A 13,415-nucleotide genomic window follows, 5' to 3' on the forward strand; every position below is an offset into this window, starting at 1 on the left:
GGCCCACAATCCCGGCTTCTTCGGCATACTGGGCGTCTTCCTCGTCTCCTTCTCGATCGCGCAGATCTCGCATGCGCCGGGCGGACTCGGCGTGTTCGAGGTGGTGTTCCTCGCCGGCCTGTCGGACATGGATCCGGTCGGCGTGCTGGCGGCGCTGCTGGTGTTCCGGCTGTTCTACCTGATCGTCCCGCTGATTCTGGGCCTGGGCATCGTGCTGTTCTTCGAACGCTCGCAGTTCAGCCGGACGGAGCCTTGAGGCGTGGAATAGGACTGGGCGCCGCGCGCCGGCATCTGCAGTGTGGCGTCCTGTCGAAACGTGCCATTGACGCACAGAGCAGGCTTGACTATTTTCCGCTGGCGGCTACAAGGCAGCGCTCACAGCGGCTTGCCCGCTCGGCCCGCACGGTTTTCACGTTTATCGTGATATTCAAGATCGTGCCTGCTGGGGAATAGGTTAACGGTAGACCCACGGACTCTGACTCCGTTAGTCCTGGTTCGAATCCAGGTTCCCCAGCCACTCCTCTTCTCTCGATCAAAACAATCACCAACGCTCATCATCGTGAAATGCTCCCTGGCGACCACCTGACGGGATTCCAGCTATGGTGGGTTGCGGCGGGGTGACATTTATAGGATCGTCAAAGGATCGAAATTATCGAAGGAAGAACGGAATGCGCGCTTTGGTCTTCATCGGATTTCTGATGTTCGTTACTTTCTTGGTTGGCTGCACGACAGACAAGGGGAATGCCAGTCAAACCCAGACTGCGGAAGACAAGGCGCAGTGTACCGGCTTTGGTTTTAAACAAGGCACGGATGCTTTTGCCAATTGCATGATGAAGCTTTCGTCGCAGCGACAAGGCCAACAGCCCCAAGATCACGATGCACTCCTTCGCCGGTATAAGTCCTTAAGTATGGCTCGGCGCGGTGATGATCGGTATCCTGTATGCAGCGCCTCCGACATGGACAATGAACTCGATACTTCGGCAAATAAATGGATTGGCCCCAATTGCCAGATGGCACCAGATTAAGCGAGTGGAGTGCTGTACCAGCGACCCCGTCGAACGCGCCAAGCGTGAAATTCAAGACACCGCCGCAACACCAGTCGATCCAACGAGCCGGCATATTTATTCCGGCGTTCGCCGCATCGCGCGCCGTGTCGTCACTTACCCTGCCTTCCTGTAGGCCGCTTCGGCTGCGTGATTTCCTTCGATGAAGCCGAGGCCGATTCCGGTCGCGCTCCACTCCCGGCACCCGGCCTCTGCTACATCGAGGAGCATGGAGCAAACGCGTAATGGTCAGTGACAGCCGATTCCTTCTCGAACGCATCAGCCAAGGCTGCGTGACGCTCTCCGACGACGAATTCGTCATCGACAGGCTGGTCAAGTATTTCGGCAATGGCAGGATCCGCTGGCACGTCGAATTCCGCGGGCATCGCATCGAGCTGACGACAGGCCAGCTTAAGAAGCAGCCGACCTTCCGCAGGAAAATGCTCGAACAGACAGGGGTGCTGCCGCCCCAGCGTGCCGGGACCAACTACAGGCGATGGGCAGTCGATCTGAGGAAGAATGCCGTCGAGCTTCCTTGGCGGGATAGGCCGGTGGATAGCGGCTTCGCCATCGACAGGCTCGCCAGCCACGGCGACGGGCGCTGGACGGTCGAATATCAAGGCAAGACCATCAAATTCACGACGACGAAACTCCGCAGGCAGGTGAGTTTCCGCAAACGCATGCTGGCCAAGGCCAAGGTGCTGCCGCCCGAGTTGACCCCGGCTGCCTATCGGAAGTGGATGGACTGGCTCATTCAAAACGCCACCGAGGCTGCTCCGCAGGCCGGCGATGCCTTGATGACCGAGAAAAGCTGGCTTGACGACCTGCCTGAGCTAGCCGGCTGGCAAAATGAAACGGTGCCCGAAGAGACCGGCTAAGGGCGGCGATAGTCTCCAATGCAAGCAGCGATGGCACTCGTTGCGTTTGCCATGCCTGCCAGTTTCGGCACACATTGATGGCGAAGGAGTCTGACCAGAGCTGGCTCGCTGGCAATCAGAATTGAAATGAGACGACATGGACCGCTTCGACCTCGGCACCTACCGCCGCCCCATCTCCACTCGCTCGACAGAAACCCAGCGTTGGTTCGATATTGGCCTTAACTGGTGCTACGGCTTCAACCATGAGGAAGGCATCAAGTGTTTTGAGAAGGCGCTGGAGACGGATCCTCACTGCGCGATGGTTCACTGGGGCATCGCCTATGCCGCTGGACCTTTCTACAATCTGACCTGGAAGGAGCATGGCGAGGCCGAGGCCGACAGCGCGACCAAACGCTGCTTCGAGCATGTCCAACTGGCCAGGGCCAATGCGGCTTCCGCCAGTGAGATCGAGAAGCGGCTGATCGAGGCGCTGGCCGCCCGCTTCCAGAAGCCACACCGGGTGAGCCTGGAGGAATTCGAACGTTGGGATGACGCCTATGCCGCCGCGATGCGGCTTGTGTATCGGGACTTTCCCGATGACCATGATGTGATGGCACTGCTGGTCGAAGCACTGATGATGCGCACGGTGCGGCGGCTGTGGAACCTCAAGACCGGCGCGCCGGCGCCGAATTCCGATGTCGTCGAGGCGCTCGACGTCTGCGAGCGGTCGATCCGGCTTGCCGATGAGGCCGGCGCAGCACAACATCCGGCGATCGTCCACCTGCACATCCATCTCCTGGAAATGTCCACCATGCCGGAGCGCGGCATGCGGTCAGCGGATCTGCTCGGCGAGATGTGCCCCGATGCCGGGCATATGAACCACATGCCGGGGCACATCTATGTGCTGTGCGGCGAGTATGAGAAAGCAAAACGCGCCAGCGAAAAGGCGGTGCGCGCCAACGACCTCTATCTCGCCTATGCCGACGAGCCGACCTATTATTTGCTCGGCTGCTGCCACGATCTGCATCTGATGATGTTCACCTGCATGTTGTCGGGCCAGCACCAGTCTGCACTGTGGGCCGCCGACAGGGTGCGCAGCCTGGTCGCGCGCGACGTGGTCGCCATCCAGGGCCGGCCAAAGCTCACGCAGACGGTGGAAGGCTACCATGCGATGAAATCGCATGTGCAGGTGCGCTTCGGCCGCTGGCAGGAGATCATCGACGAACCGATCACCGAGGAGCCGGGCCTCTATGTGCTGACGGCGGCCATGCAGCGCTACGCCAAGGGTGTGGCGCATGCGACGCTCAAGCATTTCGCTGAGGCTGAACGTGAGCGCGAAGAGCTCCATCGGCATCTGAAAGGCATTGCGCCCGAGCGGCGCTTCCTCAGCAACCCGGCGCAAGCTTCGCTGGCTGTCGGTGCCGCCCTGCCTGTGCAGGACGAGCGCGCAGCAAGGCTGCTGTCACTGACGCGAAGTCTGCCTGTCGCCACTGTTGCGGCCGATCGGCTAGAGCAATTCCAGGAAAAGTGTGAAACGGTTTTCCGTCCGGAATTGCGTCAAAACAAGGAGTTAGAGCGGGTCGCCGTCTCCGTGAAACGGTGAACTGCTTTAGCCAAACAAATTGTCGGCCAGATCGTCGTTGGCGGTGGAAACCTCGCCGCCCGGGTATGTCACCTGCCGATCAGCCAAGGCTCCATGCTGCGTCGTCCCACGCCTTCGATCAGCACGGAGCAGTCTATCTCATCGTGAAGTTGGGCGTTTGGGTCAGACGAAAGCCAGGAAGCATAGGAGCGAAGCTGCTTGAGCCTGGCTGTTTTCTCAAGCCGTGCCTGGCGCTCATCCTCGGCTGGTTGAGCCGGTCCTTTGTTCTTCTGGGCAGGAAATTGCATCCTGGCTCTCCTCGGTCACCGAGCCTGTGGAGACGGACTCAATCGGGCGTTGGCCCGTTGTCGCTCCGGTCTCTGCGGTTCTGAAGCCAACACATGCGCTGACGGGAGTCGCCATTCATCTTGATGATGGCGGACCCTTATCAACAATGCACCCGCGCCACCGCCGGGTGCTCCTGGTCCGGGTTCACTGCGCGCACGGCACTCGGCAGTCGGACGCAACTGCAGGAAATGGAACCAGATCGGCCGTGCGACGTCATAGAAGCAGGTGCCCATACGGGAGTGTGACCTCCATGATCAGGCTCGTTCTTGTCGCGGTCGCCATGCTCGTCATCGCATGCGATGCAACGGCGGCGGCAAAACTGGACGCGGCCGCCGTCAACAACGCCCAATTTGACGGCAGCGAAGCGAAAGGCGTCAGTGCGACCGTGCTGAAGGCGCAAATCCTCCTGGATCGTGCACGCTTCTCGCCAGGCCTGATCGATGGCCGCAAGGCAGAGAACTTCACCCGGGCAGTCAGTGCGTTCCAAGCGGCCAACGGATTGCCTGCCGACGGCAAGCTCACCCGCGAGACATGGGACAAGCTGGTCGCGACCTCCTCGCGCCCCGCGATTGAGACCTACGATTTGACACGCAAGGATGTGCATGGGCCGTTCACCAGGCGAATTCCGGCGCGCATGGAGAGGATGGCCCGCCTGCCCAGGCTGGCCTACCACAATGCCCTGGAAAAGATGGCGGAGCGCTTCCACATCAGCGAGCAACTGCTTGAACGGCTCAATCCCGGCATCGGCTTCAGGAGGGCGGGGCAAAAGCTGCTCGTGCCAGCTGTCACCCGAGGTGATCCGCCGCAAGACATCGCGAGCGTCGAGGTCGACAAGAGCGCTCGCCAGGTTCGGGTGCTTGACCCTTCCGGCAAAGTGCTTGCGACGTACCCCGCCTCGATCGGAAGTCAGGAGAAGCCCGCGCCGAGTGGCCAGGCGGAGGTCAAACGCGTGGTGCACCACCCAGCCTATCATTACGATCCCGAGTTTGCCTTCAAGGGAGTGAGGAGCAAGCGCCCCTTCACGATCGCTGCCGGGCCAAACAATCCGGTGGGATCGGTCTGGATCGACTTGTCCATCGATAGCTACGGCATTCACGGGACTCCGGACCCAGGCAAGATCGGAAAGACCTTCTCGCATGGTTGCATCAGGCTGACCAACTGGGATGCCGAAGACCTCGCCTCCGAAGTGCAAAAAGGCACAAAGGTCGTCTTCAAGGACGAAGCGGCAGGATCGGTCGAACAGGGATCGCAGTAGGTAGGCGATACGGCCTACCCACTTTCGACCGTGCGACTAGTCACACGGTCGTGTGACTGGCGTCGCCGAGGGCGTGGAGCGGCCCTTTACCCCAGCCACTTCTCGTAGTCGGACACCAGCAGATGGATCGGGGCAACGTCTTCGTCGATGTTGGAAAAACGGCCGATCGGTTCGCGAAACACATTGTCGGTGAGATCGTCGTTGACGGTCGAGACCTCGCCGATCAGCACATCCTTGCCCTCGGCCCAAAAGGCATGCCAGACGCCGGGCAGCAGCGTGACGCTTTGGCCCGGGTCGAGCTTCAGGAGCCCGCCCGCAGGCAGCCTGTGGATGGTTCCGTCGACCGGCACCGAAACCTCGGCCTTGGGATCGATGCCGCCGTCGCGGTCATGCATGAACAGTTCCAGCACCAGCTTGCCGCCGCCACGGTTGATGATGTCCTCGGCCTTGACGTTGTGGCGATGCATCGGCGACAGCTGGTCCTTGCGCGAGATCATGATTTTCTCGGCATAGAGCATGCCCATGCCCTTCTTCATGTCCTCGTAGCGGCCGTTGCGAACGGTGAACAGGAACAGGCCGAGCTCCTTGAACTTCTCCTGACCGTAATCGGTGATGTCCCAGCCGAGCCGCGAGGTAAACACGGCCGCGGAGTCGGCCTGGCGCGCCTTCGCCTCCTGCGGCGACCAATAGGCGAAGGGCGGCATGATGTAGCCGAACGAGCGGATGAAAGCGTCGGCTTCGCGGATGATGTCGTTGATGGCGGAGCGCTTCATGATCATGATCCCTTCGTATCGATTTGTCTGGCAAATCGCATAGCCGAACGTCGATGCGGTGTCGATCCATCTCGCCGCCCTGCCCGGTCTTGCGCTTAGGCGCATGGACCACAGATCCGCTTCGCTGGCCGCGTGACATCGCGGATTTTCAGGGCCATAAAACCCGCGGATTCCTCATGGGGTGAAAGATGATGCCGACCGTCCACGACCTCGATACGCCGTCGATTCTCATCGACGCCGCGCGCGCCGAAGCCAACATTGCCCGCGCCCAGGCGCATGCCGACAAGAACGGGCTGAAGCTCAGGCCGCATATCAAGACGCACAAATTGCCCTATTGGGCGAAGAAGCAGGTGGCGGCCGGCGCCGTCGGCATCACCTGCCAGAAGATCGGCGAGGCCGAGGTGATGGCCGATGCCGGGCTGGCCGATATTTTTCTTCCCTACAACATCCTTGGGCGCGCCAAGCTGGAGCGGCTTCTGGCGCTGCACGGGCGCGTCACCCTGTCGGTGACAGCGGACAGCATGGAGACGCTCGAAGGGCTGGCAACCACCTTCACCGATGCCGGTCATCGTCTACCGGTGCTGGTCGAATGCGACACCGGCATGGGACGCTGCGGCGTGCAGTCGGCCGATGAAGCGGTTGCGCTGGCAAGACAGATCGACAGAACCGGTGGCCTCGCCTTCGGAGGACTGATGACCTACCCGGCCGCCGGGAAGGCAGCGGAGGCCGAAGCCTGGCTCGCCGACGCCAAGCAGGCGCTGGCCGCATCGGGCCTCGCCTGCGAACGCATCTCCAGCGGCGGCACGCCGGATATGTGGCGCTCCAGCGATACATCTGTTGTCACGGAGTATCGTCCAGGCACCTACATCTATCTCGACCGCTATCAGGTCGCCAAAGGCGTCGGCACGCTCGACGATTGCGCGCTGACGGTGCTGTCGACGGTGGTCAGCCATCCCACCGCGACGCGCGTTATCCTCGATGCCGGCAGCAAGGCGCTGTCCAGCGACACGCTGGGTCTCGCCGATTTCGGCGAGTTGCCCGGCGTGCCGGGAGCGCGGGTGACGGGCCTGAGCGAGGAGCACGGCACCGTCACGCTTTCGGGTGACGGCAAATTGCGCATCGGCGAGCGCGTGCGTGTGGTGCCCGACCATTGCTGCGTCGTCACAAACTTGTTCAACGAGGTCAATCTGATCGACGGCGACAAAGTGCTGGAAACGCTGCCTGTGGCGGCGCGCGGAAGGATGGGGTGAACTAAGAAGCGTCTTGCCTTCTCACACAAGGGGAGAAGGGGGAGAGCGCTCCGCCTGCCGTGCCGCGACCCTGCGCATGGCAATCACCCGGCGACGGCGGATTTCGGTGCGCATCGCCATCAGGTGCAGCGCGAAGAACAGCACGGTGAAGCCGAGCGCCATCACCAGAAGCGGCCACAGCAGGCTGGGGTCGATGGTGGAGCCGCCCATGCGGAACACCGAGGCCGGCTGATGCAGCGTGTTCCACCAGTCGACCGAGAATTTGATGATCGGGATGTTGATGAAGCCGACCAGCGTGATGATGGCGGCGGCCCAGGCGGCGCGGCTGGCATCGTCGAGCGCACGGGTCAGCGCGATGATGCCGAGATACATCAGGAACAGCACGAAGACCGAAGTCAGCCGCGCATCCCAGACCCACCAGGTGCCCCACATCGGCTTGCCCCAGATCGAACCGGTGATCAGCGCCAGCGCGGTGAAGACCGCACCGATGGGTGCGGCTGATTTCAGCGCGACATCGGCCAGCGGATGCCGCCAGACGAGCGTGCCGAGCGCCGAGACCGCCATCAGCGTGTAGCACATCATGGCCAGCCAGGCGAAAGGCACGTGGATGTACATGATGCGGACGGTGATGCCTTGCTGGAAATCCTCAGGCGCGGCAAAGCTCATATAGAGCCCGACTGCGAGGATCAGTGCGGCGATCGTGGCCAGCCATGGCACGACCTTGTCCGCCAGCCCGACGAAGCGCGTCGGGTTGGCGAGATCCATCCAGCTTGTCAGGCGTGAAGTCGTGTCGCTCATGCGGTTCTACATAAACCGCCGCGGCGTTCGGGGCAATCGAGCGGTGGTGTCGCAGGGCTGCAGCGCTTTGCCTTCTCCCCTGTGGGAGAAAGCAGAGACGTGCCTGATCAGGCGGCCGCTTCCTGCTGTTGCAGCACGGTGCGGCTGAGGCGGCGGACCTCCTCGTCGTTGAGCAGGCCGCCAGCGCGCAGCAGGCTGGCAAAGCGGCCATTGCGCAGCGACAGCTCGGTGAAGCCGCCCATCTCGACCACCCTGCCCTTGTCCATGAACACGACCAGATCGGCGTCGCGAACGGTGGTCAGGCGGTGGGCGATGATGAAGGTGGTGCGGTCGCGGCGCAGTTCGTCGATCGCTTCCTTGACGCGGTCCTCGGTCTCGACGTCGAGCGCGCTGGTCGCCTCGTCGAGCACCAGGATCGGTGCGTCCTTCAGCACGGCACGGGCAATGGCGATGCGCTGACGTTCGCCGCCCGACAGCTGGCCGCCACGTTCGCCAACCACCGTGTCGTAGCCATTGCTCTTGGACAGGATGAAGTCCTGTGCGGCAGCCGCATTGGCGGCGGCATGGATCTCGTCATTGCTTGCATCGGCGCGGCCGACACGGATGTTGTCCTCGATCGAGCGGTTGAGCAGGCCGGCATCCTGGAACACCGTGGCGATCGAATGGCGCACCGACTTGCGGGTCACGGTGCGGGTGTCGATGCCGTCGATCAGGATACGGCCATGGGACGGCGAGAAGACACGCTGCAGCAGGTTGATGAGCGTGGTCTTGCCGGCACCCGTCGGGCCCACGATGGCGACGGTCTGGCCCGCCTGCACCTCGAAGGACACGTCGTCGATGCCTTGGCCGGAATTGGCGAATTCAAAGCCGACATTCTCGAAGCGCACATGGCCGGTGACGTTGGAAAGATCGCGCAAGCCGTCCGGCTCGGCGGAATCAGCCGCGGAGTCCTCGAGATGGTAGAAATCCTCGAGCTTGGCACGGGCCTCGGAAATCTGGTTGGCGAAAGCCGACATCTGGTCGAGGCGAGCGATCAGCATCGTGGCAAAACCGGTGAAGGCAATGACGTCGCCGACACCCAACTGACCATGAGTCACGAGATAGGAGCCGATCGACAACACGATCAGCATCGAGATTGCCGATGACAGACGGTGCAAGGCATTGGCCAGCGCCCACCAGTCGAGCACAGGGTTCTGCGCGTCGAGCAGGTTCTTGACGTAGCGGCGCAGCGTATCGGCCTCGTGGCCGAGGCGATTGTAGCTCTGCAGCACCGCAACGTTGCTGACCGAGTCGGTCACATGCGCGAACACCTTGTGGTAGTGGCGCTCGACCGCAGCCTGGCCCGCCTTGGTGCGGCGCATGACCATCCGGCCGATGCCGACATAGAGCAGCCCGAGGCCAAGCAGCACCAGCGACATGCGCAGGTCCATGCTGATCGCGGTCGGAACCAGCAGTACGAGGGCGACAGCCGTGGACAGATGCTGGCGCATGAATTCGAGCCAAAGGCTGAACAGGGTTTCGACGGCACGCAGCATCGTGTGCAGCGCATTGGAGGTGCCGTGCTGATGGTGCCAGGCGAGCGGCATGGTGATCACGCGCTCGAACGACTCGCAAAGCACTTCGCTGCGCCGCGCGTGGGCAAAGCGGTCAGCGCCGCGCGCCACCATGACGAAGGCAACGATGTTGAAGGCGCCGAGACCGGCCCACATGACCAGGGTGGTGAAGACAGAGCCACGCTCGGAGATGGCGCCGATGACGCGACCGAACATAATCGGCTCGAGAAGCGCTACGATGGCGAGAGCCACGTTGGCCGAACAGATCAACGCAACGCGTTTCCTGTCCGCGGCCAGATAACCGAGAGCTCGCCAGTAGATTTGCAGAAGGGTCACCCCAGTTACTCCGCCACGCTGTTTATTGTGCACTGCATCATTTTATTCGTACCGGTTGATACGTCGCAAAACAATGGCCGTGTACCCCTTCAGTTCCCTTAGAGCGAACAAAAGATGGCGACGTTCCGAAATCTGCCGTGATCACCTAACGGTTTGAGAAGACAGGTAAAATGTCAGGCATGCGGCGAAATCATGGCAGTTGGCACGTGCTGCCATAATTTTAATCAGCAACAATGTCGGGCGGATGACTGAGGCCGAAATCGCCTTTCGCGAAGTATAAAGCAAAACAAAGCTGCAGGATGCCCTTCCAGGCGAAGGGTGGCCAAACCCTCACCGCTCGCGGCTACTCCTATGGGACGCCTCAAGCCTTTGATTTCATAGACTTCTCGGCGGGATGCCCGTCAACGGCAGACGGCAACGCCAGGCGGGATGGGGCCTCTCATCCCGCCTGGCGTGACAAAAGTCGCGGTCGGGGCCTCAGCCCCGAGCGCATGCTTTTTGGGCAACAGGCCTCAGGCCGGAATCCTGACGACAACCTCGGCAACTTCGCCGTCCTTCAGCTCGACTGCCGAAGCCTTGGTCTTTGCCCCATTCACCTCCAGCGACACGGCCTTGGCCTTATTGTCGCGGATGACACGAACCTTGAGTTCCGCCCCCAGCATTTTGAGATTTGCCGAGTACCCATCCCAGTGGCTTGGCAGCTTCGGCTTGAACTGGACACGCTTGCCGCGCCGTTCGATGCCCAGAATGCCTTCGACCGCAGCCCTGTAGAGCCAGCCGGCAGAGCCGGTGTACCAGGTCCAGCCGCCACGGCCGCCCTTGCCGTTGCCGGCATTGTCGTCCCCGGCATAGATGTCGGCCGCCACGACATAGGGCTCGACTCGATAGTGCTCGGCCGTGGCCTCGTCGGTCGCGTGGTTGACGGGATTCAGCATCGAGAAACAACGATAAGCCTCGTCGACCTGCCCCATCTCGGCAAGCGCGATGACGAACCATGTGGCGGCGTGGGTGTACTGGCCGCCATTCTCGCGCACGCCAGGCGGATAGCTCTTGATGTAACCGGGGTCCTTTTCCGTCTTCGAGAATGGCGGCGTGAACAGCTTGACGATCTTCAGCTTGTCGTCGACGAGCAGCTTCGTTGCTTGCTCCATGGCGGTGGTCGACCGTGCCGGGTCGCCCTCTCCCGAAAGCACGCTCCAGGACTGGGCGATCGAGTCGATCTTGCACTCCTGCGAGTTGCGAGACCCCAAAGGCGTGCCGTCGTCGAAACTGCCGCGCCGGTACCATTCGCCGTCCCATGCGGTGCTCTCAAGCGCCCGCTTCAGAACATCGGCATGCTTTGCCCAGGCCTGTGCTCGCTTGGCATCACCCTCGGTCTTGGCGACGGGCGCGAAATCGCCCAGCGTCTTCAGCAGGAACCAGCCGAGCCAGACGCTCTCGCCCTTGCCGTGCTCGCCGACGCGGTTCATGCCGTCGTTCCAGTCGCCGCCGAGGATCAGCGGCAGGCCCGCGGGGCTGCTGCGCTTGATGGCGAGATCGAGCGCACGCGCGCAATGGTCGTAGAGCGTCGCTGTCTTCTTCGAGATTTCCGGGGTGAAGAAGGCATCGTGCTCGCCCTCGCCCAGCGGCTGTCCATCGATGAAGGCCAATTGCTCCTTGAGGATGGAGGCATCGCCGGTGACCAGCAAATAGCGCGCCGTAGCGTGGGCAAGCCAGACCACGTCGTCGGAGATCAACGTGCGTACGCCAGCACCCGTGCGCGGCAGCCACCAGTGCTGCACGTCGCCTTCGGGGAACTGCCGCCGCGCCGCGTTGAGGATCTGGTCGCGCGCCAGCTGCGGGTCATGTGCCAGCAGCGCCAGCGTATCCTGCAACTGGTCGCGGAAGCCGAAGGCGCCGCTGGCCTGATAAAAGGCCGAGCGGGCGCGGATGCGGCAGGCCAGGCTTTGATAGGGAAGCCAGTGGTTGACCATGGCGTCGAGCGCCTTGTCGGGCGTCTCGACCTGGATGGTGTCGAGGAAGCCGCGCCATTCGCGCTCATTGTCGGCCAATCGCTGGTCGAAGTCCTTGGCCCGATGCTCCTGCACCAGCGCGCTCGCCTCCTCGACCGACTCGGCGTCGCCGAGCAGCCAGAGCAGCGTCACGTCGCCGCCTGCCGGGATCTCGACGTCGCGGGCAATCGCCGCGCACGGATCGTCGCCGGCCTCGACACGGCCAGACAGCGCCGCACCGCTCAGCACCGCCTGCGGTAGCTCGCTGGAGCCATGCCGGCCCAGGAACTCCGATCGGTCTGTCGTCACCGAATGGACGCCGCCGTCGGCCGCCAGGAACGCAACCCGCTCGCCGAAATCCAGCCCGTAGGGGTTTTGTGCGAGCAGCGCCCCACTGGCGGCATCCCGCGACGGGACGATGGTTGCCGCAGTGCGCGACCGATGCCCGCCGAGCACCCATTCGGCATAGGCATAGACACGCAGCCGCGCCGGCACCGAGCCGGAATTCTGGATGCGCAGCCGCGAGATTTTCAGGGAATCGACCGGATCGACGACATGGGTAAGGTCCATCGACAACGGTCCGCGCTTCGAGCGGAAGGTCGAGAAACCCTGGCCGTGCCAGGCCTCGTAGGTCATCGAGGGATCGCGCACCATGGCGGCGAGCGGCGAGAATGCCTTGCCGCTGGCCTGATCGTAGATATAGAGGCCCTCGCCCGGGCGGTTCGAGACCGGATCATTCGACCACGGCGTCAATTGGTAGTCGCGGCTGTTTCGGCTCCAGGTGAAGGCTGCGCCCTCGGCGGAGGTGTGGAACCCGAACGAGGCGTTGGAGACGACGTTGATCCACGGCTGCGGCGTCGTGCGCCGCCCGGCCAGGCGCACGACATAGTGCCGTCCGTCGCCGTCGAAACCGCCAAAGCCGTTCCATTGGCTGAGTCCGCTGCCATCGGCGCTGACATTGGCCACCGCCTGCGAGGCAGGAGTATGCGTCGTGGGTGTCGGCGACGGCAATTCACGCGGAATCGGCAACGTTGCCAGAGCATCCCGCGCCTGCAGGGCCGCCGCCTCGGCGCGCTCGATCTGGTCGAAGATGGTGCCGTTGCGCGTGTGCAGGACGACGCGGGCGACGGCGAGCAGCGTCTTGTAGGTGGTCTCGTCCATAAGATCGCGGCGCACCGCGAAAATGTGCTGGCGCGGCCCGAGCTCCTTGCCGCGCAGACGGCTGTTTTCGCACAGCGTCTCGACCGCCCGCTGCAGGTCCTGGACATAGGAGGACGCCTGCTCGTTGACGACGACGAAGTCGATCATCATGCCGCGGGTGCGCATATATTCCTGGAACCGCAGCGCCTGGGCGACGATTTCGAGATCGGCGACATCGCCGATCCTGACCAGGAAGATCGGGAAATCGCCGGAAATGCTTGTCGGCCACAGGCTCGACTGCTTGCCCAGCCCCGAGGCGATGGATTCGGCGGGAAGACGCAGGAACGGATCCGGATAGATCAGATAGCGCGCCAGCTTCTGCACATTGGCGGCATCGGTCAGGCTGAGGCCCATATGGCGGGTCTGCCCCTGGCTGCGGGTCCAGGCAAGCATGGCCTGGCGGGCAAAGCTCTCCGGATGGTCGAGGCG

General features: G+C 62.7%; 10 protein-coding genes, 1 tRNA gene and 1 pseudogene. 7 read left to right on the plus strand and 5 right to left on the minus strand.

The window, feature by feature from the left end:
* From EOA22_RS09660 to EOA22_RS09680, 5 genes and pseudogenes are all read left to right on the plus strand, one after another.
* Positions 1 to 256 (plus strand): annotated as a pseudogene (locus EOA22_RS09660) (UPF0104 family protein); the annotation flags it as partial.
* 187 nt (positions 257 to 443) lie between these two features.
* A tRNA-Gln gene (locus EOA22_RS09665) sits at positions 444 to 517 on the plus strand.
* Positions 518 to 668: 151 nt separating this feature from the next.
* Complete coding sequence (locus EOA22_RS09670; RefSeq protein ID WP_024505762.1) at positions 669 to 1,025, plus strand: hypothetical protein; 357 nt, start codon at positions 669 to 671, stop codon at positions 1,023 to 1,025.
* Positions 1,026 to 1,288: 263 nt separating this feature from the next.
* Positions 1,289 to 1,921, plus strand: a complete 633-nt coding sequence (locus EOA22_RS09675; protein ID WP_063167747.1) for a hypothetical protein — start codon at positions 1,289 to 1,291, stop codon at positions 1,919 to 1,921.
* A gap of 136 nt (positions 1,922 to 2,057) precedes the next feature.
* Complete coding sequence (locus tag EOA22_RS09680) at positions 2,058 to 3,503, plus strand: hypothetical protein (RefSeq protein ID WP_244514292.1); 1,446 nt, start codon at positions 2,058 to 2,060, stop codon at positions 3,501 to 3,503.
* A gap of 68 nt (positions 3,504 to 3,571) precedes the next feature.
* Here EOA22_RS09680 and EOA22_RS09685 read toward each other — a convergent pair whose 3' ends face one another.
* Complete coding sequence (locus tag EOA22_RS09685) at positions 3,572 to 3,790, minus strand: hypothetical protein (protein WP_013532292.1); 219 nt, start codon at positions 3,788 to 3,790, stop codon at positions 3,572 to 3,574.
* A 146-nt stretch (positions 3,791 to 3,936) separates the two neighbouring features.
* Between EOA22_RS09685 and EOA22_RS09690 the strand changes: the two genes are divergently transcribed.
* Positions 3,937 to 5,085 (plus strand): L,D-transpeptidase, encoded by a 1,149-nt coding sequence (locus tag EOA22_RS09690; protein ID WP_342030134.1) that lies wholly within the window; start codon positions 3,937 to 3,939, stop codon positions 5,083 to 5,085.
* Positions 5,086 to 5,171: 86 nt separating this feature from the next.
* On the opposite strand, the gene EOA22_RS09695 is transcribed toward EOA22_RS09690, so the two are convergent.
* On the minus strand, positions 5,172 to 5,858 hold the full coding sequence (locus EOA22_RS09695) for a D-lyxose/D-mannose family sugar isomerase (RefSeq protein WP_063170203.1): 687 nt from the start codon (positions 5,856 to 5,858) through the stop codon (positions 5,172 to 5,174).
* Positions 5,859 to 6,049: 191 nt separating this feature from the next.
* Between EOA22_RS09695 and EOA22_RS09700 the strand changes: the two genes are divergently transcribed.
* Positions 6,050 to 7,108, plus strand: a complete 1,059-nt coding sequence (locus EOA22_RS09700; protein WP_063170202.1) for a D-TA family PLP-dependent enzyme — start codon at positions 6,050 to 6,052, stop codon at positions 7,106 to 7,108.
* Positions 7,109 to 7,129: 21 nt separating this feature from the next.
* On the opposite strand, the gene EOA22_RS09705 is transcribed toward EOA22_RS09700, so the two are convergent.
* From EOA22_RS09705 to EOA22_RS09715, 3 genes are all read right to left on the minus strand, one after another.
* The gene (locus EOA22_RS09705) at positions 7,130 to 7,906 is read right to left on the minus strand and encodes a heme ABC transporter permease (protein WP_027162453.1); all 777 of its coding nucleotides are present in this window, start codon (positions 7,904 to 7,906) and stop codon (positions 7,130 to 7,132) included.
* 107 nt (positions 7,907 to 8,013) lie between these two features.
* Positions 8,014 to 9,795 (minus strand): glucan ABC transporter ATP-binding protein/ permease, encoded by a 1,782-nt coding sequence (locus tag EOA22_RS09710; protein ID WP_013532297.1) that lies wholly within the window; start codon positions 9,793 to 9,795, stop codon positions 8,014 to 8,016.
* Between the two features lie 512 nt (positions 9,796 to 10,307).
* Positions 10,308 to 13,415 (minus strand): glycosyl hydrolase family 65 protein (locus EOA22_RS09715; protein ID WP_348629484.1); only part of this gene is annotated, 3,108 nt, incomplete at its 5' end.

Source organism: Mesorhizobium sp. M7A.F.Ca.US.014.04.1.1 (genome assembly GCF_003998745.1).
GTDB lineage: Bacteria > Pseudomonadota > Alphaproteobacteria > Rhizobiales > Rhizobiaceae > Mesorhizobium > Mesorhizobium ciceri.